Source organism: Streptomyces akebiae, assembly GCF_019599145.1.
In the GTDB taxonomy this organism is placed as follows: Bacteria; Actinomycetota; Actinomycetes; order Streptomycetales; family Streptomycetaceae; genus Streptomyces; species Streptomyces akebiae.
The window spans coordinates 7,070,797-7,093,712 of the sequence record NZ_CP080647.1 but is presented as its reverse complement, the minus strand read 5'-3'; the positions used below and the strand labels follow the sequence as shown (position 1 = coordinate 7,093,712).

Annotated in this window: 19 protein-coding genes and 5 pseudogenes; 12 read left to right on the top strand and 12 right to left on the bottom strand. The window is 68.1% G+C overall.

Annotated elements, in window-relative coordinates:
• The first annotated feature begins 37 nt into the window (after positions 1-37).
• The 4 genes from K1J60_RS30685 to K1J60_RS47435 all read left to right on the top strand — a co-directional run bounded on the left by K1J60_RS30685 (position 38) and on the right by K1J60_RS47435 (position 5,283).
• The gene (locus K1J60_RS30685; protein ID WP_259407988.1) at positions 38-1,573 is read left to right on the top strand and encodes a polysaccharide biosynthesis tyrosine autokinase; all 1,536 of its coding nucleotides are present in this window, start codon (positions 38-40) and stop codon (positions 1,571-1,573) included.
• Positions 1,570-2,556, top strand: coding sequence for a GDP-L-fucose synthase family protein (locus tag K1J60_RS30680; protein ID WP_220649040.1), 987 nt, complete (start codon positions 1,570-1,572; stop codon positions 2,554-2,556). Before K1J60_RS30685 ends, K1J60_RS30680 begins: the two co-directional genes overlap by 4 nt.
• A gap of 498 nt (positions 2,557-3,054) precedes the next feature.
• A complete protein-coding gene (locus K1J60_RS30675) occupies positions 3,055-4,617 on the top strand; it encodes an ISL3 family transposase (protein ID WP_220651771.1) in 1,563 nt (520 codons plus the stop codon).
• Between the two features lie 480 nt (positions 4,618-5,097).
• Positions 5,098-5,283: a hypothetical protein gene (locus tag K1J60_RS47435; RefSeq protein WP_220649039.1), complete on the top strand. Its 186-nt coding sequence runs from the start codon at positions 5,098-5,100 to the stop codon at positions 5,281-5,283.
• Here K1J60_RS47435 and K1J60_RS47430 read toward each other — a convergent pair.
• Complete coding sequence (locus K1J60_RS47430) at positions 5,280-5,519, bottom strand: hypothetical protein (RefSeq protein WP_220649038.1); 240 nt, start codon at positions 5,517-5,519, stop codon at positions 5,280-5,282. The two genes, K1J60_RS47435 and K1J60_RS47430, sit on opposite strands and share 4 nt — an antisense overlap.
• A 69-nt stretch (positions 5,520-5,588) precedes the next feature.
• Between K1J60_RS47430 and K1J60_RS30660 the strand changes: the two genes are divergently transcribed.
• Positions 5,589-6,605, top strand: coding sequence for a DDE-type integrase/transposase/recombinase (locus K1J60_RS30660; protein WP_220649037.1), 1,017 nt, complete (start codon positions 5,589-5,591; stop codon positions 6,603-6,605).
• Positions 6,606-7,738: 1,133 nt separating this feature from the next.
• A pseudogene (locus K1J60_RS46170) lies at positions 7,739-7,933 on the top strand (NF041680 family putative transposase); the annotation flags it as partial.
• A gap of 80 nt (positions 7,934-8,013) precedes the next feature.
• On the opposite strand, the gene K1J60_RS30655 reads toward K1J60_RS46170, so the two are convergent.
• Complete coding sequence (locus tag K1J60_RS30655; RefSeq protein ID WP_220649036.1) at positions 8,014-8,820, bottom strand: tetratricopeptide repeat protein; 807 nt, start codon at positions 8,818-8,820, stop codon at positions 8,014-8,016.
• A gap of 248 nt (positions 8,821-9,068) precedes the next feature.
• Here K1J60_RS30655 and K1J60_RS30650 point away from each other — a divergent pair, with 248 nt between their 5' ends.
• The gene (locus K1J60_RS30650; RefSeq protein WP_220652013.1) at positions 9,069-9,890 is read left to right on the top strand and encodes an IS5 family transposase; all 822 of its coding nucleotides are present in this window, start codon (positions 9,069-9,071) and stop codon (positions 9,888-9,890) included.
• Here the strand turns inward: K1J60_RS30650 and K1J60_RS30645 are convergent.
• The 4 genes from K1J60_RS30645 to K1J60_RS30630 form a co-directional block, all read right to left on the bottom strand.
• Positions 9,820-10,368 carry a hypothetical protein gene (locus K1J60_RS30645; RefSeq protein WP_220649035.1) on the bottom strand — a complete coding sequence of 183 codons (549 nt, stop codon included), beginning with the start codon at positions 10,366-10,368 and terminating at the stop codon, positions 9,820-9,822. The two genes, K1J60_RS30650 and K1J60_RS30645, sit on opposite strands and share 71 nt — an antisense overlap.
• Before the next feature lie 91 nt (positions 10,369-10,459).
• Complete coding sequence (locus tag K1J60_RS30640; RefSeq protein ID WP_220649034.1) at positions 10,460-12,385, bottom strand: NB-ARC domain-containing protein; 1,926 nt, start codon at positions 12,383-12,385, stop codon at positions 10,460-10,462.
• 23 nt (positions 12,386-12,408) lie between these two features.
• Positions 12,409-12,711 (bottom strand): trypco2 family protein, encoded by a 303-nt coding sequence (locus K1J60_RS30635; RefSeq protein WP_220649033.1) that lies wholly within the window; start codon positions 12,709-12,711, stop codon positions 12,409-12,411.
• 373 nt (positions 12,712-13,084) lie between these two features.
• Positions 13,085-13,867 (bottom strand): SDR family oxidoreductase, encoded by a 783-nt coding sequence (locus tag K1J60_RS30630; protein ID WP_220649032.1) that lies wholly within the window; start codon positions 13,865-13,867, stop codon positions 13,085-13,087.
• 85 nt (positions 13,868-13,952) lie between these two features.
• Between K1J60_RS30630 and K1J60_RS30625 the strand changes: the two genes are divergently transcribed.
• The gene (locus K1J60_RS30625) at positions 13,953-14,426 is read left to right on the top strand and encodes an RrF2 family transcriptional regulator (RefSeq protein WP_220649031.1); all 474 of its coding nucleotides are present in this window, start codon (positions 13,953-13,955) and stop codon (positions 14,424-14,426) included.
• A gap of 54 nt (positions 14,427-14,480) precedes the next feature.
• On the opposite strand, the pseudogene K1J60_RS46165 reads toward K1J60_RS30625, so the two are convergent.
• Positions 14,481-14,626, bottom strand: a pseudogene (locus K1J60_RS46165) (IS5/IS1182 family transposase); the annotation flags it as partial.
• A 1,346-nt stretch (positions 14,627-15,972) separates the two neighbouring features.
• Positions 15,973-16,325: pseudogene (locus K1J60_RS30620) on the bottom strand (transposase); the annotation flags it as partial.
• 452 nt (positions 16,326-16,777) lie between these two features.
• Between K1J60_RS30620 and K1J60_RS30615 the strand changes: the two are divergent.
• Positions 16,778-17,284: a sortase gene (locus K1J60_RS30615; protein ID WP_220649030.1), complete on the top strand. Its 507-nt coding sequence runs from the start codon at positions 16,778-16,780 to the stop codon at positions 17,282-17,284.
• A gap of 163 nt (positions 17,285-17,447) precedes the next feature.
• On the top strand, positions 17,448-18,032 hold the full coding sequence (locus K1J60_RS30610; RefSeq protein WP_220649029.1) for a class F sortase: 585 nt from the start codon (positions 17,448-17,450) through the stop codon (positions 18,030-18,032).
• A gap of 60 nt (positions 18,033-18,092) precedes the next feature.
• Here K1J60_RS30610 and K1J60_RS30605 read toward each other — a convergent pair.
• Positions 18,093-18,949 (bottom strand): annotated as a pseudogene (locus K1J60_RS30605) (transporter associated domain-containing protein); the annotation flags it as partial.
• 198 nt (positions 18,950-19,147) lie between these two features.
• Here K1J60_RS30605 and K1J60_RS30600 point away from each other — a divergent pair.
• Both K1J60_RS30600 and K1J60_RS30595 read left to right on the top strand, forming a co-directional pair.
• Positions 19,148-19,333, top strand: a pseudogene (locus K1J60_RS30600) (twin-arginine translocase TatA/TatE family subunit); the annotation flags it as partial.
• Between the two features lie 425 nt (positions 19,334-19,758).
• A complete protein-coding gene (locus tag K1J60_RS30595) occupies positions 19,759-19,923 on the top strand; it encodes a hypothetical protein (RefSeq protein ID WP_157873168.1) in 165 nt (54 codons plus the stop codon).
• Between the two features lie 1,094 nt (positions 19,924-21,017).
• Here K1J60_RS30595 and K1J60_RS30590 read toward each other — a convergent pair.
• From K1J60_RS30590 to K1J60_RS30580, 3 genes are all read right to left on the bottom strand, one after another.
• Positions 21,018-21,425, bottom strand: a complete 408-nt coding sequence (locus K1J60_RS30590; RefSeq protein WP_220651769.1) for a PIN domain nuclease — start codon at positions 21,423-21,425, stop codon at positions 21,018-21,020.
• On the bottom strand, positions 21,422-21,655 hold the full coding sequence (locus tag K1J60_RS30585; protein ID WP_220649028.1) for a type II toxin-antitoxin system VapB family antitoxin: 234 nt from the start codon (positions 21,653-21,655) through the stop codon (positions 21,422-21,424). Before K1J60_RS30585 ends, K1J60_RS30590 begins: the two co-directional genes overlap by 4 nt.
• A 687-nt stretch (positions 21,656-22,342) precedes the next feature.
• Complete coding sequence (locus K1J60_RS30580) at positions 22,343-22,897, bottom strand: DUF6349 family protein (RefSeq protein ID WP_220649027.1); 555 nt, start codon at positions 22,895-22,897, stop codon at positions 22,343-22,345.
• Between the last annotated feature and the right edge of the window lie 19 nt (positions 22,898-22,916).

Genomic DNA, 22,916 nt, shown 5'->3' with positions numbered 1-22,916 from the left:
GCGGCACTCTCACTTGATCCGATCAGGGACGGATGTCTTGGACCTGCGCGACTACCTACGAGTCCTCTCTCGCCGCTGGCGTGCCATCACCGTGCTGGCCCTGCTCGGAACGGCGGTCGGTGCGCTCATCACCTACACGGCGAACCCCGAGTACCGGGCCACTGCGAAGCTCTTCGTGTCCGTGCGGGAGGGGTCCGACACCCTCCAGCTCGCGCAGGGAAATGTCTTCACCCAGGCTCGGGTCCGGTCGTACGCGGAGGTGGCGGCGAGCCCTATGGTGTCCCGGCACGTCGTGGAGACACTGGGTCTCGACATGACGCCTAGTCAGCTGAGCCGTCGCATCAGTGCGACCGCGCAGCCCGACACGGTGCTGCTCCGGCTCACCGTCACGGACACCCGGCCGGAGCGGGCTGCGCGCATCAGCAACGCTGTGGCCGAGCGCTTCGCCGAGGTGGTCCGCGGCCTTGAGCGCCCGGACGACGCGAGGACGTCCCCGGTGCGGCTGAGCATCACCCAACCGGCCTCCGTGCCCTCCGTGCCCTTTTCCCCGCGCCCGGCGGTGAACCTCGCCATCGGGCTGATGGCCGGGCTGGCCCTCGGGGCCGGTTTCGCCGTGGCCAGGGAGTCGATGGATCGCTCGGTACGCAGTCTTCAGAGTCTCACCGAGCTCCTGGCCGGGTTCGGCGGCCCTCCCGTGCTCGGGAGCGTCGCGCACGACCCGCGGACCACCCGCCATCCCGTGGCATTGCTCGACGACTTGCACGGACTGCGCGCCGAGGGCTTCCGGCGGCTGCGCACCAGTCTGCGGTTCGTGGACGTGGACCAGCCGCCGAAGGTGATCGCGGTAACCAGCCCGCTGCCTCGTGAGGGGAAGACCAGTGTCGCGATCAACCTGGCTGCGGCGCTGGCCGAGACCGGTGCCTCGGTGTGCCTGGTCGACGCCGACCTGCGCCGGCCTTCCACTGCCCGCGTCCTGGGGCTGGTGCGGGACGCCGGGTTGACCACCGTGCTGATCGGCCAAGCCGAGGTGCACCAAGTGCTGCAGTCCGTGGGCTCCTTCTCGGTGCTGACCAGTGGCTCGGTGCCGCCCAATCCCACCGAGCTGCTGGGCAGCGACCAGTTGAGGAGCGTGCTGCGCAGCCTCGCCGACAAGTTCGACCATGTCGTGGTGGACACCCCGCCGGTGCTGCCGGTGGCGGACGCGTCCGCGATCGCCACCGTCGTGGACGGCTACCTGGTGGTGGTGCGGGCTTCACGCACCAGCCGCGACCAGGTCGGCGCAGCCCTTCGCACACTGCAGCAGGTCGGTGCTTCCGTGCTCGGTACGGTCCTGAACATGACGTCGTCGAAGGAGGAGGGCAGCACATATGGCTATGCGTACGAATACCGGCCGCAGCACCGGACAGCCGGCCTATTCTCCAAACGACGCGGCAGCGGGCACATGCCGCCCGCCGGTGGCGCTCCGGCCCTGCCGACTCCAGGCGGAGAGCAGGATGCCCGGGCCACGGGCACGCAGGAGGCACTCGACGGCGAGCCTCACTCCATGACCGCCGACCGGAGCGCTCAGCGGTGAGCTCCCCAGCCTCAGCACCGTGCGGGTACATTCACCGCCCCCTCGACCGCTCCGCGCGCGTATTCGTGGCCGGAAGCCGTGGACTCGTCGGTTCCGCGGTGTGCCGGCATCTGGAGCGGGAGGGCTTCACCGACGTGGTCGGACCCGGCTCCGCCCAACTGGACCTGCGCGAGCGCCGTGCCGTCCTCGACTGGTTCGCGGCCACCCGGCCGGATGTGGTGGTGCTGGCCGCCGCACGGGTGGGCGGGATCAAAGCAAATGCCACCCGTCCCACGGAGTTCCTCTCCGACAACCTGCGTATCCAGGTCAACGTGCTGGACGCGGCCCTGGAACAGGGGGTGGAGCAGCTGCTGTTCCTGGGCTCCAGCTGCGTCTATCCGAAATTCGCCGACCAGCCCATTCGAGAGGAGGCGCTGCTGACCGGTGCATTGGAGCCGACCAACGACGCCTACGCCATCGCCAAGATCGCCGGGCTCCTGCACGTGCAGGCGGTGCGGCGGCAGCACGGTCTCCCCTGGATTTCCGCCATGCCGACCAACCTTTACGGCCCCGGCGACAACTTTCATCCCGAGCACTCCCATGTCCTGGCATCGCTGATCCGGCGCTTCCACGAGGCCCGAACGGCAGGGGCACAGCGAGTGGTGAACTGGGGTACCGGAACACCTCGCCGGGAGTTCCTGCACGTGGATGATCTGGCCCGGGCATGCCTGTACCTGCTGGAGCACTACGACGCGGACGGATCGGTGAATGTCGGCACCGGCACGGACCTGACGATCCGGGAGGCCGCCGAGCTGGTGGCAGAGGTCGTCGGCTACCAGGGGGCCATCGAGTGGGACGCGGCCCAGCCGGACGGCACTCCACGCAAGGTCCTTGACGTCTCCCGGATCACCACTCTGGGATGGGCCCCGTGTATCGGCCTGCGGGAGGGAATCGCCGAAGCGTACGCCTGGTACGTGGAACACCGAAGGTCCGCTGCCCTGTGACACCCCGCGCCGCTCCGCGCGCGAACTCGGCACCGCACTGGCACTGGCATCGGGAGGACTTTCGTGATGCGGTGCTGATCGACCAGTGCGAGCGCACGCTCGGCGCAGTCGGATCGCGGTGAGCACACCATCGCCCACTTCCTACAAGTGGACCGCGAGCGGGAGGTCGGCAGCCAGCCGCGCACGGCCGGGTGCCACCTGCTCCTGTGGCTCACTGTGTTATCGACCGTCGGCACTCCGTGCACCATCTGCACCCGCCGCACCTGCGGCCCGTAGTCCACGTGACCTCCCAGATGCCGGGCAAGTCGATCGTCCACAGAGGCTCCCCCAACGTATGGAAGGTGCTGATCAGCTGTTTTCAGGGCGGGCTGACGAGGTCTCATGACGGCGGCCATGGCAAGCGGTTCTGATCCACTTTTTGTGAGGCGGTGACACGGCGTCACAACCGGCTGGAAGGATGGCCGTTCGTGTGATTGCAGCGTGTTCTCGACGTTCGCCATGGCGTTCTCTCATCTGTCCTCTGTGGTGGTGGACGAGGTCAGAGCGGATGGCGGCGGGGTAGCCCTCACGGCGCGGACGGCGACGCCCGAGGCGGCATGTCCGGACTGTGGCACCGTGTCCGGCCGTCTCCATGGTGGCTATCGGCGGCGCCTTGCCGACCTCTCGGCGGCCGGACGGCAGGTCGTGATCGACCTGCTGGTGCGGCGGTTTCTCTGCCCGGCGGCTGCGTGCGGTCGCCGCACGTTCGTCGAGCAGGTGGACGGGCTCACCGAGCGGTTCGCGCGGCGCACGCCGCTCCTGCGCCGCTCGCTGGAGAAGATCGCGCTGGCGCTCGCCGGGCGTCCTGGCGCCCGGCTGGCCGCGCATCTGTCCATCCCGACGAGTGCGAACTCGCTACTCAGACTGGTACGCAGGCTTCCGGACAAACACATCGGCGCCGCGCCCCGTGTGCTGGGCGTCGATGATTTCGCCCTGAAGAAAGGGCACGTCTACGGAACGATCATTTTGGACATGGAGAGCGGAGAGCGCGTCGACGTCCTGCCCGACCGCACCGCGGAGACCCTCACCGCGTGGCTGCGCGCACATCCCGGAGCGGAGATCGTCTGCCGGGATAGGGCCAGTGCCTACGCCGAGGCCGTACGCACCGCCTGCCCCGACGCGATCCAGGTCGCGGACCGCTTCCTTTTGTGGAAGAACCTGTGCGAAGCCGTCGAGAAGTGCGTTGCCACGCACCGCAGTTGCCTCGCCGATCCTACCGAGGACGCGCCTGCTGAGGCCGCTGTCGAGCAGGAGGTGTCGGGGCGGCCGGACGGGATGCGTGTGATCCGGCGCCGCGAGCGCCACACCGCCGTGCACGACCTCTACGACAAGGGAGTCCCAATCCAGGCGATCTCCAAGGCTCTCGGACTGGACCGCAAGACGGTACGCCGCGACGCACACGCAGCCACGCCCGAGGAGGCGTCGCTGGGCACCGGATCACGCCGCTACGGCCAGGTCCACGCCTACTCGCCCTACCTCCACCGGCGCTGGAACGAGGGCTGCACGGACGCGGCGCGGCTCCACGCGGAGATCGTCGAACTCGGCTTCACCGGCAGCAAGCGGACCGTGCGCCGGCACCTGCAGGAGATCCGGGCCAGCGGCAGGCCCACACCCGCCAGACCCAAGGCACTGACGGTCCGCACGGCCACCTGGCTGATCACCTCGCACCCCGACCACCTGGAGGAGAACGGCACGCTCAAGCTCAAGAAGCTCCTGTCCCGCTGCCCCGAACTGGACGCGGTCGCCGCGTGCGTCCGCTCTTTTGCCGTCATGATGACCGCCCGCCGAGGCGGCGACCTGGAGAGCTGGCTCTCCTGCGCCGAGGACACTGGGATGAAGCCGCTGCAGAGCCTGGCCCGCGGCCTCCGCCAGGACTTCGACGCCGTCACCGCCGGCCTCACCTTGGAATGGAACTCGGGCAAGGTCGAAGGCAACGTCAACAGAGCGAAACGGATCAAGAGGGACGGATACGGCCGCGCCGGATTCGACCTCCTCCGCCTGCGGATACTCCTCGCCGGCTGAAGACCGTAACCCTCCGCAACCGCCCCACAAAAAGTGGATCAGAACCGAACGAAATGGCCGTTGACAGTCTCAGGTCCGTTCGTTCGGTCGTTGCCCGCTCGGCGTAGTGCCTCTCCTCAAACTCGACGGGGCTGAGGTAGCCGAGCATTTCTGGATGCGCCGACTGTTATAGAAACCGTCGCGGGCAGCGCTGCTGCCTACTACGCCAACACCGGCCAGGCAGCGCCACGGCCCCTCGCTGAGCCTGGCACATCGTTGACGCTCCCCGGCACTGACGGCAACGCCCAGGACCCAGAGCCGAGCACACCCGCCGACCACCGCACGGACGCCACGCCCGACACAGCGGCCCGAGGGAATGACGGCGCCCCCTCCCTGTCAGACTCTCGTGAGACATGAGGACAATCGAGTCTTCTGTTGCGAGTAGGGCGAGAACAGGATCTTTCGAACGTGACGCTGAGCAATGCTGACCTTGAGGCCGGTATGGCCGATGATGAGGTCGTGGGCAGGAAGAAGCGCGGTCCCCGCGCTGGCGGGCCGAAGCGTCGTTCCTTCACTGCGGAGTACAAGCTGCGGATCGTGGAGGAGTACGAGCGGCTGACCGAGCCCGGAGCGAAAGGCGCTCTGCTGCGCCGGGAGGGGCTGTACCACTCGCACATCATCGACTAGCGGTCCGCCCGGGATGCCGGCGCGCTGGATGCGCTGGCCGCCAGGACCTCCGGGCCGACGGGCAAGAGCTCGGCGGAGAAGGAGGCCGAGCGGCTGCGGGCGGAGAACGAGAAGCTGGCCGCCAGGACCTCCGGGCCGACGGGCAAGAGCTCGGCGGAGAAGGAGGCCGAGCGGCTGCGGGCGGAGAACGAGAAGCTGACCGCCGAGCTGGCCAAGTCCCAGAGGGCGCTGGCCATCCTGGGAAAAGCACACGAGCTCTTGGAACTGCTCTCCGGGAACGAGGACTCCGAGTCCAAGCGGACGAAGTGATCACCGAGGCGTTCGCCGCCCTAGAGCCGGTCGTCGGGATCAAGCCGGCGTGCGAGCTGACCGGCCGCTCGCGGGCCACCATCTACCGGCAGCGCAGCCCCAAACCCCGCGTGGCCGGGCCGCGGCGCCCGCGATCGGCGCATCCGGCGGCCCTGTCCGAGCTGGAACAGGCCCGGGTCCTTGGCGTGCTGCGCTCGCAGCGGTTCGTGGACAAGTCGCCGGCGCAGATCTGGGCAACCTTGCTGGACGAGGGCACCTACCTGTGCTCGGTCTCCACGATGTACCGGTTGCTACGCGAGCACGGTGAGGTCCGCGAGCGCCGCGCGCAGGCCACTCACCCGTCCCGGGCCAGGCCCGAGCTGGTGGCCACCGGCCCGAGTCAGGTGTGGACCTGGGACGCCACCAAGCTCAAAGGCCCGGACCGCGGGATGTACTATGACCTGTTCGTGATGCTCGACATCTACTCCCGCAAAGCGGTCCACTGGCTCGTCGTGCCGCGCGAATCGGCCGCACTGGCCAAGGAGTTCATCGAAGACGCCTTCCGCGCCAACGGCAGCGTCGTCCCGGACGTGGTCCACGCCGACCGGGGCACCTCGATGACCTCCAAGCCGGTCGCCCAGCTGCTCGTTGACCTGAACATCGTCCGCTCGCACTCACGGCCACGCATGTCGAACGACAACCCCTATAGCGAGGCGAACTTCAAGCCCCTGAAGTACGGCCCGGTCTTCCCCGACCGGTTCGGCTCACTGGCCGACGCCCGAGCCTTCTGCCAGCGGTTCTTCACCTACTACAACAACGTCCACCGGCACTCCGGCATCGGACTGCACACGCCCGCATCCGTCCACGACGGCACCGCCACGACGATCCGAGCCCGGCGGGCCGACGTCCTGGCCGACGCCTACGCCACCAACCCGCACCGATTCCGCCGAAGACCGACACCACCCCGCCTCCCCAAGGCGGCCTGGATCAACCAACCCGCCAAGGAGGAGCATCAGGAAGAACCCGCAGCCTGACGTGTCTCATCGGAATTGACAGGCACCGCCCCTCCGGCGCCCATCTCGCGCTTCCCCGCCCGGCCGACGTCACCGAGAAGATGACCACAAGGGCGACAGCGGACACGGCGGCCAGGACCGCCCCGGGACCAGCACCCCAGGCGAACCGTCCGCGCCGGCGCCCACACCTCCGGGCGCGACGAAGCCGCCCGCACCGCCCGCACCGGCGCCACCCGCGCCCAGCGAGCCGCCGCACACCACGCAGCCCCTCAGCAGCGACAGAGAATCTGCACCCTCCCCGACCTGATCAACCTCTGCGCCAGCATGGTGGGCGCACGCCCCTGACACGGGGCTCCTGACAGCCCGCCGCCGAAATGATTCGTCACGGCGACCCGACGGGCGACCCGCGGCCTCCGGAGTCCTCGAAGTGCACTGCCCGGCTGCCTGGCGCCCGGTCGTAGCTCCGGACCCTGGTGGGGGAGCAGCAGGGCGTTCGGGTTCACGCCGAGTGGCGCAACGAGGGCGGTCAGGTCGTCGATGTCGATACGCCGGACGTTCTTCGGCGGCTCAGCGCCGACCAGTCGCCATAACCGCGACAGTAACTGCCATACGCGAGAGGGCCCCTGGCACACAGCCGGAGGCCCTCTCGCCTTCTGCGCCCGCCGGGCCGCGCCCGAACTGGGCGGCTGGACCGTGGACGTGGCGGGTTCCCACTTCGGGCGAGCATCGGGCGAGCTAGCGATCTTGGAGGACGCAAAAAGGCCCCCGCAAAAGCGAGGGCCTTGACGTTTCCGCTGGTCACTGACGTCTGCCCGCGTAGCGCATGGTGGGGCGGGTGGGACTCGAACCCACGGCCGACGGATTATGAGTCCTTTGGGGATCTTGGCGGTCCTTGCCTATCTATGCCGATCCACGCCGTTCTTGCAGGAGGCGCTTGCATCTCTGTCAGCCTTGCGCGGTCCTTGTCGGTTGGTTCCTGTCCGTGCGGTCCCTCCGTGGTCCCTGCCGCTCCTTGAGAGACCTGCCCGATACGGAATCCTCGGCGTCGCTCCAGCTCAGCGGACGCGGTGGAACCATGGCGCAGCGGATTCCCCTTCCCACGCGCAGAGGCTCGGCCCCTCTACACCGGGCGGAGCCAGCCGCAGCAGCCCGACACCCCCGAGCAGGCGGACCGCTGGACCTGGCAGGTCATCGTGTCCTACACCCAACTTCGCCTTGCCCGGCCCCTGGTAGCTGATCACCGGCTGCCCTGGGAGAAGCCACTCGCCCCAAATCGCCTTACACCCGATCGTGTTCGTCGACGATTTCACTCCGTCCAGGCGGCAGCGGGCACCCCGGCCAAGTCGCCCCCAAGGCACCTGCACCCCACCATCCAGCGACAAGACGACCGGATAGCCGTCAGGGATAAAAGCGGAGCTTAGAGGCCGGCTCAGCCGGAGGCATTCTGGAGGGCCTCCTCGAGTTCCGCCACCCGCCGCGGGATGTCGAGGGAGCGGACCAGCTCCAACGCCTCGCCATACGCCTCCCGGGCGAGGGCAGGCCGACTGGCGTGCAGGTGGATGTCTCCCAGGATGGTCAGCATCGTCGCCAGCCCTGCCTGGTCGCCGCGGTGCCGGTGGAACTCGGTGGCCGGCGCGAGGGTCTCCTCTGCCTCGGCGCACCGGCCCATTTGGTCGTACACCAGGGCCAGATGCCACTGGCACCACACGATCTCGGCGGAGTCGCCCCGTCGTCCGCTCTCCTCCAAGGCGTCCGTCAAAACGCGTGCCGCGTCCTCCAGCCGGTCGAGCTGCCGGTACGCGTCGGCCATGTGGGCGGAGAGCCAGATCTCGGCGCCCTTGTCGCCCCTCTGCCGGTAGATGGCCCGGGCCTCGGCGTACCGGCGCAGTGCGTCGTCGGGACGCTCCAGGTCGCACTGGAGGTCGCCGAAGTGGGTCAGGATCCAGCCCTCCTTGCCCTCGTCGCCCCGCGCACGGGCGATCTCCAGCGCGCGCTCGTACAGCCCGGTCGTCTCCTCGCTGCGCCCCAGGATGCGCCGCGCCTCGGCGAGGTGGATGAGCGACCCCAGTTCGGCGGACTCGTCGTGCCGTGCTCGGGCCGCCTCGACCGCCATGGCCTTGACCGCTTCCATGTCCTCCCACTGGCTGCGGTAGAAGAGGAGCCCGTACAGCGGCTCCACCAGACGCAGCAGCAGCTCCCACTCGTGACTCTCAGAAGCCGTATTCCTATCGATCATGGGGGCGGTTCTGATCGAACGGGATCCCTGGCCGGGTGATCTTGGCCGGGTGGGGGCATGAAAGCAGGACCTCCGGTGCAGCACGAGGGTTGCGAAGCCAACTCGAGTGCAGGGAGGCCCTGTTGTTCCAGTCTTGCGTGATGTACCCGGTCGCGTCCAACTCCCGCGTGTCGTCGTGTGATTGTCTCGCGCACAGGTTCGGGAACGCGGCCGACCGGCCGGAGCGGGTGCGGCGGTATCCGTCGGACATGACGGACGTGCAGTGGGCCGTGGTGCGCGAGGCGATGCCGGTTCCGGCCTGGCTGGAGGGCCGGGGCGGTCAGCCGGAGGGCTATTGCCACCGCGTGATGCTGGATGCTGTCTTCTACGTCACCGACAACGGGATCAAGTGGCGCTCCATGCCGGTGGATTTTCCCGCCTGGGACCGCGTGTACGCGTTCTTCCGCAGATGGTGCGCGAACGGCCTGGTCAAGGAGCTGCACGACCGGCTGCGTGGCAAGGTCCGCGTCGCCGAGGGCCGCAAGGTGGAGCCGACCGCGGCCATCATCGACTCGCAGTCCGTCAAGGGCGCCGCCTCGGTGCCCGCCGTCTCACGCGGTTACGACGGCGGGAAGAAGATCAACGGGAGGCGCCGGCACGTCATCACGGACAGTCTCGGCCTGCTGCTGATGGTGCTGGTGACAGCCGGGAACATCACCGACCGGCAGGCCGCCCGCGGCATGCTGCCCTTGCTGCGGACCCGGTTCCCGAAGGTCGGCCTGGTGTGGGCCGACGGCGGCTACGCGGGCCGCGTGGTCACCTGGACGAAGGAGAAACTGCAGCTCACCGTGCAGATCGTCAAACGCAGCGACGACATGACCGGGTTCGTGGTACTTCCGAGACGGTGGGTAGTAGAGCGCACGCTGGGGTGGCTGATGCATTCGCGTCGTCTGGTGCGGGACTTCGAGACGCTGCCCGCGTCCAGCGAGGCGTTCATCTACTTCTCGCAGGTCATGCTCCTCAGCCGCCGCCTCGCCCGCCCGGCTCGTCACCCGGACCGGGAACGGCCAGGGTGGGCTGCCGCGGCGTGAACCGTCCCGAGGGCAACACGGTCAGCCAGCCCCGCCCGGCCAGACGCCTCGCCCGAGAGCGCACTCCCTCGATCTTCGCCGGCACCAGCGGCAGTTCCAGCCTGCCCGCGAGTTCCTTCGCCGAGATCCCTTCACCGTCGCCCGGCATGGATTCCACCAGCTCCACGATCCGCCGGTAGTCCGCAGAGAGCGCCTCCACCGTCACTCCCCGGTGCCACCGCGGCACGATCGAACCCGCGACCGGAACCTTGTCCTTCGCCACCGCCTCCTCGCGCGGGCCGGGAACGGGCACCTCGGCTGGTCCGTCCGGAGCGGCCAGGGCCTCGGCCAGCTCCGCCAGCGCAATCACCCGGCGTTCCAACACCACCTGCGCATCGCCGAGTTCGGCAAGAACCCGCTCCGCCTCCGCCTGAAGCCCCTCCACCCGCACCCGGGCAGCCGCCTCCCGCTCCTCCAAAAGCCCCATCACCGACGTCACCGGTCACCTCCGCATCGCCGAGCACGAACTGAACGCCCGAACTCTCCCGCAACGACATCGAAACCATGCCTGAACAGCGGAAACTCAACGATCACACCCGGAAAGACAACGGCTTCTCATACGCACGGCGGATATTGGCCTGGACGTTGAGGTGTTCCTCGGCGAACCAGTCGATCGTCTCAGCGGGCAGGTTCTCGTGGGCTCCCGGGCGGCTCATCCAGGTGTCCAGCCGGGTCGCGTACCAGTCCAGGGAGCGCCGGAGGGCCTCGTCCCGCTCGGCCTCCGTTTCGGTGCGCTCGGCGTGCTCCCGGGCGTACAGGCGCAACAGGTCGTGCAGCCGGTGGCGCTCGCCGGTGGGGCCGTCCACCTCGACCAGCTGTCGGTCGGCGAGCTCGCCGAGGAGACGTCCGGCCTTCTCCTCCCCGATGCCGGCGCAGCGCGCGGCCAGCCCGGGCACGAAGTCGGCTCCGGCGAGCAGGCCGAGATACCGGAACAGCCGACGGGTTTCCTCGCGCAGTGCCCGGTAGCTGATCTCGAAGCTGCTGCGTACTCCGATGTCCTCGCCGTCCAGTTGGCCCTCCAGCTGCGAGATGCGTCGCCGTTCGTCGGCGAGCAGTCCGGCGTGCTTGCTCAGTGGCTGTCTGCGCTGGGAGGGGGCGATGAGGTTCCCTCCGGTGATGCAGATGGCCAGGGGCAGTCCTCTCAGGAGGGTAACGATGGTGTCCGCGGCGACGCGCTCGCGTGCGACGCGCTCGGCGCCAATGGTGCGTTCGAACAGCCGCAGCGCCTCCGTGTCGGGCAGCGGTTCGACCTCCACCCGGTCCGCGCCCTGGACGGAGGGCAGGGCCGAGCGGCTGGTGAGGATCGCGGCGCTACCCGGTGCCGCGGGCAGCAGGGGGACGACGCGGGCCGCGTCGGCCACGTTGTCGAGGACGAGGAGACTCGGACCGGCTCGCAGATGATCCTGGAGCTGCTGCCGCCGCGCCCGCGCGTCGGGGGGAAGGCTGTCGCCGGACTGCCCGAACGCCTGCAGGAGCTCGATCATGGCCGCCTCGGTCGACACGTCGAAGCCCTCGCCGCCGAGGTCGATCCGGATGCGGGCGTGCCAGAAGGTGGGCGCCAGGCGGTGGGCAATCTGGGTGGCGAGTTCGGTCTTGCCGACGCCCGCCATGCCGTGGAGGACCACCACCGGGGCGCTGTCCTCGAGTGGATCGACGAGCAGGCCGGTCGCCCTCACGATGGCCCGCTCGCGATCGGTGAAGTGGGCGCGGGCCCTGCCCAGGTTCATGTGCCGGGTGGTGCGCGGCAGGGCGCCGGCGGGCATGCGTGGCAAGGCGACCCAGTTGTCCGCCTGCAGGTCCCACCACCACGGTGTCCCACGCCCCAGCTCGATCAGTCCCGTCAGGGGCACCACGGTCAGGGTGGACGCCCCCTCGGGGAGGTGGTGCTCGCTGATGACGCCCACGGCCAATGCGCCCAGCTGGGGGTCGTCACTGAACACCACCGCCCCGGACATGCCGCGCCATTGTGAGCCGTTCCTGCCGGGTGTTCCTTCGGGCGTCGACTGGGTCCGGAACTCCAGCAGGCCGCGCCGCAGATGGGAGCCCGGTGGGATGACTCCATTGATCTGGGAGCTGTCGCGCAGGGGGCCGTCGGTGCCAGACTGCGGGTGCTCGTTCCAGCCTGGGTAGCCCACAGCCCAGCACTCGACCAACGCGGTCCGTCGGCGGTCAATCCGGGCGTACCGGACGGCGGGAATGTCCGTGAGGGAAGAGTGGTCGGCGACCCGCAGGACAGCGAGGTCCTGTGTTGGGTCTGCGGCGAGGACCTCCGCGTCCAGTTCGAACCGGTCCCCGCGCCGTACGCTGATCACGTCGTCCACAGAGCCGTCGGTGAGGACGTTGTGTGCGGCGGTCAGGACCAGCCGGCCGCCGACAAGGCACCCGGAGCCCACGCTCCAGGGGCTCGTCCGGCGTCTGCGGAGCACTTCCACCGCGCGTTCGATGAAGGCGGTCACCTCGGACGTCCAGGGTGTCCGGGTCAGGGCTTGGCGAGGGAGTCACGCGTGACGCGCACCGGCTGTCCCGTACGGTCGGTCGGCGCCTCCAGCGTGATCAAGACCCGCTGGATCTCCTCCCTGCGGTACTGACCGTCACCGCCGAGTTCCAGCACCCAGAACTTGGCGCGGCCCGTACCCGTCACGTGGAGTGTGACCCCGACGCTCAGCTCCAGTTGCACCTCGCCGACACCGAAGCGGAGGTCCGCGTCCGAGCCGGCGGCGACGGCTTCGGCCAGTTCCTCCCGCAAGGCGGCGATGGTCTCGGCAAGCCCAAGGTTCCCCACGTGATCCCCCTGTGTCCGTGTTCCGCGCCGGACGGGCGCCGCGACGGAAGCGGGCCGCGGAGCGGAGAGAAGTCTCTCGCCGTGCTAGACGAGCATTCCCAGGCGGACGGCGGGTCACGCGAGAATCCCGGGAAAGCCCGCGGTGCGCCGCGTGCCGTGGTAACGCGCTAGATCCAGTCCACGCCGCCGGTGCTCCACCCCCTCCGCCCCGTCGTACTTAAGAGGTCGCGCAGATAGGCGGCCAGCAGGGACCAGCGGGTAGACAGGACAGGCAGAGGTTCCGTGATCATGGAGTTGCGACGCTCTGTGATCATTGGGGAGACCTGTGCCTACGCTGTCATCATGGCCAGATGCCGTCGACGACGCCGCACCTTCACCGATAGCCCAGCTGTCTTTCAGGCTCTGCCGACGCTATTTGCTGCTTTGCGAGCCACTCGTCGAACGTGGTCGGCGCGATGCGGGCACCCGTACGGGGCAGCAGTACGTCACCGGCCATCGCCGGGCCGAACAGCGATGACCACGTCGGCACGAGCTTGACCGCGCGGCCGCGCGCGTCGTTGGTGCGCCGGGCCATGTCCACCAGGTCCTGCGGCTCGGGACCGGCGACCTCGCGGTAACGCCCCTGCGGTGCGGCCGTGGCTATCTCGGCCAGGATGTCGGCCACGTCCGCGGGTGCGATCGGCTGGACGAGCAGTGGCGCGATGGCGGCGGCGCCGTCTTGCTCGGTCCAGTTCGTCACCATCGCGGCGAAGTCGTGGAACTGGGTGGCCGGAACGATCGTCCACTGCACCGGACCCTCGGTCACGAGGCGCTCCTGTTCGCGCTTGCCGGCGTAGTGGGCGTTGCCTTCGACGCGCTCGATGCCGGCGATCGAGAGCAGCACATGGTGGCGGACACCAGCCCATTTCTCGGCGGTGAGCAGGTTCCGGGTGGTGACGCCGAAGTACGCCACCGCTTCGTCCCTGTCGGTCGCCGTGCAGCTCGTGGCGTCCACGACGGCCTCGACGCCAGCCAGGGCGGCGTCGAGGCCGTCGCCGGTGGTCAAGTCCACGCCGAGTGAGCGGCTGATACGCACGACGTGGTGTCCGGCCTGTTCCAGGGCGGCGACGGTGAGGGCCCCGATGTTCCCGGTCGCTCCGGCAACGGCGATTCGCATGGTGTCTCTCCTCTGTCTCTCGTGCTGCCACCGGACGCTATCTCGGACTAAATCGATCCGCAATGCCTTGGATAAGATCAGGGGTATGAAGCTGCCTGCGAGTACGGAATGGCTGTTGCACTGCGCCACGTCGCTGGCGCAGCTCGAGACAGGGACCACCGCATCGGCGGCACAGCTCGCCCAGCACTTCGACCTGCCGGCGGCCTATCTCGCCAAGCAGCTGCAGGCGCTGGTCAAGGCGGGCGTGCTGGCCGCAACGACGGGCCCGCGCGGCGGGTTCCGACTGGCCCGCCCTGCTTCCGAGATCACGCTCCTGCAGATCGTCGAGGCAGTCGACGGTGCGTCCTCGCCGTACGAGTGCCGCGAGATCCGCCAGCAGGGACGGGGAGCACTGCCCGCCGAGGAGTGCCAGAGCCCCTGCATCCTCGCCGAGAAGATGGACGAAGCCCACGAAGCCTGGCGGCGCAGCCTCGCCGCGACCTCCCTCGCCGAGGTCATTGCCGCACTGCCCCCGTCGGCGCCGTCCCGCACCCGCCTACGCCTGACCGGAACGCCGTAGCGCATCCGGCGCCACGTGCAGCGTCTTGGAGGATGCGCAGACAGGCGGCTGGTCAGGGCTGGCGTCGGGGCGTGCGTCCCAGCGGTAGGCGGTCCACGCTTGGCGGATCATGCTACGCACAGTGATGATCGTTTCGGCTAGGTCGAAGCGGTGGTGCGCCGCTCGTAGCAGCGGGCGAGGCGGTGAAAGGCGTTCTGCCAACCGCTGACAGCCAGGCAACGGTTGCCGACTTCGCGGTGGCGGGGACGGGTGAAGTGACCGGCCAGTCGGCCGGCGCGGCGATGATCCCGAGCACGCCAACTCCCAGCAGGGCGCTCACCACCCCAAGTTGAACAAGGCCTGCTGGTGACCGGCCCACCGGCCCGACCAGTCGAACCGCAGGCCTCCACGCAAGAGGGCCGAGTATCCAATCGGGCCGTTTCCTCTTCGGGCCGTTTCCAGATCCATCGGCCATCGCCAGGACGCTCTCTCAGCGGCCACCTGCCGCCACTGAACACCAGGTGCACTATCGACACGCAGGCCGCCGACATCCCTGGACGACATCACTGATCGAGCGACACGAAGGCGACAGTGTCTCCACGGCACAATGAACAGCCGACGTCGCCCTCCCCGCGCCCACGCACCCGCCGTGCCGGTATCTGCACTGCCTCCGCTGTCGGCCCGGTACTCGACTGCCGCGCTGGGGACAACAACCCGTGCCCAGCAACCCGCAAATGGGACAGCGTGTCGGCGTGGAGACACCGTCGGACTGGACACGGCTGCGCCGTCCCGGTCCCTGTCCGGTCCCTGGACCTTGGTATCGAGCCTCAGGGCAGTCGCCCGGACGGCGAGCGACAACCACAAGAACCTACTTCGCCGCAGGTCAGAGGGGTTGGAGCTCCCCCGAGCGCCAGCGGTCTCCAAACTCGCGAGCAGCGGATTCAGTCCGTTCAGGCAAAGTTGACGATCCAACAGCCCAAAATGAGTGTTTCCGCAGGTCAGAGACCTGCACAAGTGGGGCGGGTGGGACTCGAACCCACGGCCGACGGATTATGAGTCCTTTGAGGATCTTGGCGGTCCTTGACGATCAGTGCCTGTTCGTGACGTTTTTGCTGGTCAGACGGGGTGCACTATGTCTCCGCTACTCAGCCTTTGCCGTTCTGTTCCCATCCTTGCGTCCCAACTGCGTCCCGACACCGTCCCGGACGGGCCAAGCACACCACCCTGTCGGGCGATTACGCCAGCTCGGAGGTGGGTTTCGAACCCGTCCGCAGCGGATTTCCATTCCAGTGCGAAGAGGCTCACGCCCCTGGCGCCGGGAACAGAGTTTCACCGGCTGTTTTCGCAGGTCACACATCATTCCGTCGCTCTATCAAGCCAAGCCTCCTCATCGCAGGATCAGTTGGAGGGCTGGGGCTCCGGCAGCTCAGGCTTCGGCCAACAACTTGGCTTCCGTTCCTCCTTGAAGGAGGTCGCGGCGCGAGGTGCAGGCTGTGGCCGCGCTCCTTGGCCACCTCAGCCTCGCTGCTATGACAACCTCACTCGTCGTCATGAGTCTTCTCCTCACGTAGTCGTAGCCCTTGTCCGCGTGCAGCTTGGCGGGCCGTCGTCTGCGAGGGCCGCGCCGCGATCGGATCGGCGGGATGCCGCGTACGAGCGACTCAAGTGCCTGGCTGTCGTGCAGGTTCGCGCCGGAGATCCCGATCGAGAGGGGTAAACCGGTCCGCTCGGTGATCAAGTGGATCTTCGAGCCCTTCTTGCCCCGGTCGACAGGATTCGGACCTGTCAGGTCCCCCTTTTCAGGGCCCGCATGTTCACGGAGTCGATCGCGCAGCGCGGCCAGTCCAGATCTCCGCGCGAACCCAGCTCGTCGAGGACGAGGCGGTGCAGCTTCGCCCAGACACGGGCGGCGGTCCACTCACATCGGTCGCCCCGGGACCCAGCCGACGACATCCTCGGCGACGACGCGTTCTGCTCCTCCCGCCGCGCAAGCTTCTCGTCGGCCGAGGAAACGGGCGAGACCTTGGCCTCGCGGGATGAGGTCATATCAGCGTCCCAGGGGGCTTCACGGTCACGCGCCGCGCAGGAGGATGTATGACGGCAGAGGCAGCCACAGGGCGTCCTGCGCTTTTTCAAGATCACCCCGAAGGGACACCAGCCCCTTCGTCGCCCGTGCGGTGCTTTCTTCCGAAATCACCCTCAGGAGCGCTCACCTGCATAAATGATCAAAGGAGTGCGGCCGCTGGGCCTGGCCGGATGGCCCATCTGTCCGTATGTGGGTTGCAGCCCTGACGGTCCGTCGGTTTCCTCATGAGCGGAGCACAACAAGACGCCGCGCACTCCGGCCGGCCACTGCTTCTCGGAGGAACTTCATGCGTATCAAGTGGGCAGGCGCCGGCATCGGCATCGGTTTCGTTCTCGGTACTGTCGGCCTCTCGAGCCCGGCCGCGGCAGCCGCGAACGGCCCCACCGGTGATCCGAATATGCACATCAGCCCGCGCCACGCCGCCCCAGGCTCCACCGTCACAGTCAGCACCAGAGCCTGTGGCTCGGAGACCTATGGGAAGGGCGAGTCTGAGGCAGGAGGCAAGTTTCACCTCCTTCCAGGCGACCGGGAGGGTGTACTGACCGGCGAATTCAAGGTCCCGGGCGGCACCGAGGCCGGCGGTTACACCGTCACCCTGAAGTGCCCGCCGCGCGTCAAGATCACGGGCACATACTGGGTCGGCGCCGGCAACCCCAGCGGCGCGATCGACGCTGGTTTCGGGGCGGCGAACGACAAGGGCACGCAACTTGCCCTCGGCACGGTGCTGCTCGCCGGAGCCGCCGCCGGCGGCGTGATCAAGATGCGCCGCTCCCCGACCGGTGCCCGCGTTTGACGCTCTGCCCTGCCGGCCCAGCTCCCATGCCCGTGTCCGGGGGCTGGGGGGATCATCGCGAAGCGGAGGCTCCACAGCGATGGAATCGAGGTACAAGCCCTGCGGCCCTTCCCCCTCGTCCACCCCGTCCGCCAAATTTCTCGCCTACGCTCTACTGGCGGGCATGGTGCTGGTGATCACGGCGCTCCGAGGCGAACGGCCTCCGCAACCTTCGGCCGCGCAGTCCTTCTCCTCCTCCGCGCCACCCGGGAACAGCAGCACCGCCTCGACCCGGTATCCCTCTGTGCCGCCCCTGCCCCCGTCGGCTCCAGTCCGGCTGCGAATTCCCGCCATCGGCGTGAATGCCCCAATGACGGAACTGAGCCTCAACGACACAGGAGCACTGCGCCCACCATCGGCCAATATGCCCGGCTTTGCCGGGTGGTATGGAGCCGGTACACCTCCTGGCTCAGTCGGCACAGCCGTCACTGCGGGACACGTGGACACGCCGCAAGGCCCCGGAGTCTTCCACCGCCTCGGAGAACTAGCCAAGGGCGACACCATCGAGATCATCAGGTCAGACCGGCGGACAGCCGTCTTCACGGTCGACGCTGTGGAGCTCTACGACAAGAAGGCGTTTCCGGACGAGAAGGTCTACGGCAGTTCCCACCGGCCCGAACTGCGCGTCATCACCTGTGGGGGTCCATACGCCGAAGAAACCGGCTACCAGGGAAATGTCGTGGTCTTTGCGACGCTGACCGCGGCGTAGAACGATGGCAGTGCCGCTGAGCAGGCCGAGGTTCGTCCTCGCCTGCCTCCGACTCCGTTCCTCCTCGCGCTCACGCACGGGCAGCCGCTCAAGGCGGACCCGGTCCGGTACATGCCGGTCGAGGGTGCGTGCGTCGATGACCGCGCGGCCGCCGTCGGGCATGTCCAGGGTCAGCCGGTCGCCCATGGCCGGGAAGCGGCCGAGACGGTCCACGATCAGGCCGGCCATCGTGTCGTAGTCGTCGTCCCCGGGCAGCTCGATGCCGGTGGCTTCGGCCACCTCGTCCAGGCGGCGCCCGGCGTCCACCAGCCAGCCGCCACCGTCGGCGACGGCGATCTCGGTCACGGTGTCGGTTTCATCGGCGATGTCGCCCACCAGTTCCTCGGCGATGTCCTCGTAGGTCACAATTCCCGCGACGCCGCTGTGCTCGTCGAGGACGACCCCGAACTCGTCGTCCCGCTCGCGCATCCGGTCGACCGCGTCGGGCAGGGGCAGAGTGTCCGGCAGCAGCAGTGGGCGCCGGGCGAGCGCACCCGCCGTGGCGGCGGCGAAGCCGTCGGCGGGCAGATGGGTCAGCTCGCGCACGCCCAGGACGCCCGCGACGTCGTCGGGGTGGTCACCGAGGACCGGGTAGTTGGAGTGGCCGTGCTTGGCGATCAGCTCGACCGCCTCGGCGGCCGAGGCGTCCCTACGGACGAAGACGGCGTCCGCACGCGGGACCATCACCTCGTCCAGTGTCCGACCGGAGAACTCCAGGACGTGGTCGAGCAGGTCGGCCGTGTCCTTGGGTACTGCCCCTGCTCGTGCGACTCGCCGATCAGGTGCCCGAGTTCCTCCAGGGTGGCGCCGTGGTGCAACTCCTCGACGGGCTCGATGCCCACCTTGCGCAGAAGCTTGTTGGCCGCGCCGTCGAAGACCACCGCACCGGCGGCGGCCGGCAGATGAAGGCCACATCGGCGAACCCGCCACCGGCCGCACCTTCCAGGACCTGCTGCCGTCCATCTCCACCCGCCTGTAGACCAGGGCATCCCCGCCACCCGGCAGCCCCCACCCGGCAGCCCCCAGCCGGCTCGGGCCGTACCGGTCCGGGTCGTACGCAGAAGACAGGGATCCGCATGTTCGGACTGAGCGAAGTCGCCGTCATCCTCATCGTCGTCATAGCCGTCCTCGCCGCCAAGAAGCTCCCCGACCTCGCCCGCTCCGCAGGCAAGTCCGCCCGCATCCTCAAAGCCGAGGCCCGTGCCATGAAGAACGACGAGACCCAGGCAGACGCGGCATCCCAGGTCGTCCAGGGCGAGACCACCAACGCAGCCGGCGGCACTGCCTCCGGCACGGACCAACGGTCCACCAGGGCTTCCGAACGCCCCGGTGGCACGGCGGGAACACCCGAGCAAGGCAGCAGGCCGGAGACCGACGGCGAGCTGCTCTGGTCGCGCGCAGCATCCGGGCGAGACCAGCGAGGCCATCGCGGAGAACCCGGGCTCGGCCTGACCGGGCGGGCCGGGGAACCTGCCGCGACCGTCCGTGATCGCGGTGTGGAGGAACTAGAACCGCCGGCAACCGCGCCGGTCCGGCCCGCAAGCTCCTGACGGCCTCGGTCCGGACCGGCCCGGGTCGCGGAAGGCCACTCGGCGCATTCTTCTTGCCGCTCCGGCACCAGAAAACCAGCTGACCAAAGGGCCTGCCGTCCGAAGACGCAACGATCGCGAGGCCACCGGAGGGAAGCGTGGCTGACGTCTGGATCCTGAGGCAGGGCGAGAAGGTACGCAAGGGCGAGAGGACAGCCAGGCTGATCCGTGCGGACGCCATCACATGTGTCACCACAACCATCGGTACCCAGGTCGTGGTGACGGACATGGTGTCGAGGGAAACCGTGGTGGTGGCCGACTGACAGGACGGCGTACACCGCGGCGGGCTTCCCCTGCCACCCAACCTCCACATCGCGCTGATGGCCAGGCTCGGTGAACTACGCAAGCAGACAGCGACCACCTCTCAGCACAGGGGAGGCCTGGCCTCGGTCGACATTGGCCAGCGTTTGCAGGACAGGTACAAGGCAGCTACTTCCGATTCCCTGCGTCCCATCAGCGTCCCGACATCCGCCCTCGCCCACCGATCAGACCGTCGGCTCCAGTCCTCGAGAGCAAGCGCACGGGGCATACCCGCAGGTCAATGAAGCACCCAAGTGCGGACACCACATCGCCGTTGAGCTCGCGAGCAGCGGATTCAGATTCGCCCAAAGTCCTGAATCCGCCAGCCCGCTGAGACGTTTCCGCAGGTCAGGGACCTGCACGGTGGGGCGGGTGGGACTCGAACCCACGGCCGACGGATTATGAGTCCTTTGACGATCTTGGCGCCCCTTGCCGATCCATGCTCATCTTGGCCGTTTTCCCAGGTCAGACGACGTTTGGCGCCTCGGTCCTTCCCGGCCCTTGTCAGTCTTTTCCGATCCTTGTGTCCAACCTGCGTCCAGAACGCGTCCCAGATGGGCACGCGCACCCGGTTCACGGACCCTCTCCCCAGTCGAGGAGAGGTTCTCAAAACCATGCGCAGCGGATTTCCTTTCCAACGCGCAGCGACTGAAGGGCAGGTGGATCGCCCCCCAAGCACGCGGGGATAGCTCGCCGACGCCCGTTCCGTTCATCAGAAGGTAGAGGTCGGCCCTGCGCACGCGGGGATAGCTCCGTGCAGGTACAGCAGCACGGTTGGGCCACGTCGTCGGCCCCACGCACGCGGGGATAACTCCACGTTGAGGCTGCCACGGATGTTCGTCTTGGCGTGAGCCCCGTGCACGCGGGGATAGCTCGCCGATGGCCGCCAGGCCCGGTAGGAACCGCCTTGGCCCAAGCGATCCCGCGATCCACGAGGAGGCCCGTGGCGCGCGGTGGTGCGTACAGCCGAACCCATTACCAGAAGGACGGCTGGTGCACTCCAGGAGACATCGATCACCGAGGTCAGAGGCCGACAGACGTGACCTGCCTTCGGAGATCAGGCTCGTGCGTCTCGCTGCTGAACTTCCTTGAGGACTCCCGCCACCGTCGCGAAGTCATTGTCCACGTGGAGGACGGTGTGCCCATGGTGTACAGCTGTCGCACACACCAACAGGTCGATCGCTCCCGCCGCCCGATGCTGGCCCCTCTGGGTCAGTTTGTACTGGGCGGTGTCGACCCACCGCCAGGCGTTCTTCGGAACCGGAGAGAGCAGACAGAGCGCGTCCAGTTCCTCGGCCAGCTCATCTCGGTGAGAGGGGCTGGTCGCCGAGTAGAGGAATTCGGCTCGTGTCGGCTCACAGAGGTGGAACACCCCGGCGGCGATGTGTCCCTCCCAGGGGCGCAGCGCACCTGGGGTACGGAACAGATGCCACAGAGCCGAGGTGTCGACCAGATACGTGATCACTCGAAGGCCTCGCACCGCGCACGCTTCTCGGCTTCATGCGCCGCTGCGGCCTGCTCAAACTCGCCGCGCTCACCTCGCGCGGCCAGCTTCTCCGCGGCCTCAAGCCTCCTGATCCGCGCCACGTAGTCCCGAAGGGCCGCATTGACGGTCTCCTTCTTCGTCGTGGCACCCATGAGCCGCATGGCCTCGGCCAGTGCCTCGTCGTCGAGATCAATCTGGGTGACGGACATCGCACACCTCCGACATCCACGATGTATGCACCCAGGATACATCATCAACATCGAGCGCGACCATCAATCACAAACAGACCACGCAGGGAAGGCGCGCCAGCGTCAAGGCGTTCACATGGACCCACTTCTCACTGCGGGACGAGCCAGCGGAGACTTGTCCGACGCCGACATGAAACAACCCATAAGCGCCATGCCCGACTTAACCGGAATCGGCGTCCAGACCTTGTCCAGACGATCAAGAAATCATGATCACCACGGGGCCGCCAGGACCCCCGGGCTCTCACCCTGACCAGGAAAACGCCTGGTCAGAAGGTTTCTCCTCGCGTAGCGAGTGGTGGGGCGGGTGGGACTCGAACCCACGGCCGACGGATTATGAGTCCTTTGAGGATCTTGGCGACCCTTGTCGATCCATGCTCATCTTGGCCGTTTTCCCAGGTCAGACGAGGTTTGGCGCCTCAGTCCTTCCCTGCCCTTGTCAGTCTTTTCCGATCCTTGTGTCCAACCTGCGTCCAGAACGCGTCCTGGAAGGACAATCTCAACCAGCTTCCGAGACGATCGCCCCAGCTCGGGAGTGCGTCTCGAACTCGCCCGCAGCGGATTTCCCTTCCAGCGCGCAGAGGCTCCGCCCCGGAACTCGGGGCGGAGCCTCAATGACCGTTCTCGCAGGCCAGACGTTGTCCCGTCAGCTTATCCGGCCCAGTTGTCTTCTTCCAGAGTGAGCTGGAGAGATCGGGCGGGCTGCGGCTTCGGGCGCGCGGTGTGGAGGATGAACCCTCCGCCGGGGGCTCGCCCGGCTTCGTGTCGGTCGAAGGGCGGATCTGCGTAAAGGCGGAGCGGCCCGCCGGCGTCGAACCATCCCTTGGGGTACGTCGCGGCCAGGTGGAGCGACCAGGTCTTTGAGCCTCTTCGGCTCCGCGCTGGATCGAGGATCGGCAGAGTGCGCCATACGGGGTGGGTGTGGTCGTGGGCGTCCTCGATGGCGGGGTCGCGGCGCGGTCGATCGGGGCCTTCCCAGGGGCAGGCGAGGCAGGCGCCGCGGTACATCCATCTGGTGTCGGTGACGATTTTGACGATAGAGGTTGCCGTGTGATGGGGGCTGGGTTCTGGAGGGGTTCCGAACTGGGTGGTGAACCCCGGGTCCGCGTATCCGATGGACCAGGTCTGGCGGAGGACTTCTCTGTCCACGTTCCGGAGGGTGGTGTAGTGGCGTTGGCGGGCGATGGCTCCGGTGTCGTTGCTCATGGCGCTCCGGGGGAGCGCG

What these genes read in the sequence shown, in the direction of transcription:
- K1J60_RS30615 (WP_220649030.1), top strand. Translation starts at nt 16,778, where the DNA reads ATGCGTATCAAGTGGGCAGGCGCCGGCATCGGCATCGGTTTCGTTCTC.
- K1J60_RS30610 (WP_220649029.1), top strand. Translation starts at nt 17,448, where the DNA reads ATGGTGCTGGTGATCACGGCGCTCCGAGGCGAACGGCCTCCGCAACCT.
- K1J60_RS47430 (WP_220649038.1), bottom strand. Translation starts at nt 5,519, where the DNA reads ATGGCCAGCGCCCTCTGGGACTTGGCCAGCTCGGCGGTCAGCTTCTCG.
- K1J60_RS30625 (WP_220649031.1), top strand. Translation starts at nt 13,953, where the DNA reads ATGAAGCTGCCTGCGAGTACGGAATGGCTGTTGCACTGCGCCACGTCG.
- K1J60_RS30580 (WP_220649027.1), bottom strand. Translation starts at nt 22,897, where the DNA reads ATGAGCAACGACACCGGAGCCATCGCCCGCCAACGCCACTACACCACC.
- K1J60_RS30655 (WP_220649036.1), bottom strand. Translation starts at nt 8,820, where the DNA reads ATGATCGATAGGAATACGGCTTCTGAGAGTCACGAGTGGGAGCTGCTG.
- K1J60_RS30650 (WP_220652013.1), top strand. Translation starts at nt 9,069, where the DNA reads ATGACGGACGTGCAGTGGGCCGTGGTGCGCGAGGCGATGCCGGTTCCG.
- K1J60_RS30585 (WP_220649028.1), bottom strand. Translation starts at nt 21,655, where the DNA reads ATGTCCGTCACCCAGATTGATCTCGACGACGAGGCACTGGCCGAGGCC.
- K1J60_RS30675 (WP_220651771.1), top strand. Translation starts at nt 3,055, where the DNA reads ATGGCGTTCTCTCATCTGTCCTCTGTGGTGGTGGACGAGGTCAGAGCG.
- K1J60_RS47435 (WP_220649039.1), top strand. Translation starts at nt 5,098, where the DNA reads ATGGCCGATGATGAGGTCGTGGGCAGGAAGAAGCGCGGTCCCCGCGCT.
- K1J60_RS30630 (WP_220649032.1), bottom strand. Translation starts at nt 13,867, where the DNA reads ATGCGAATCGCCGTTGCCGGAGCGACCGGGAACATCGGGGCCCTCACC.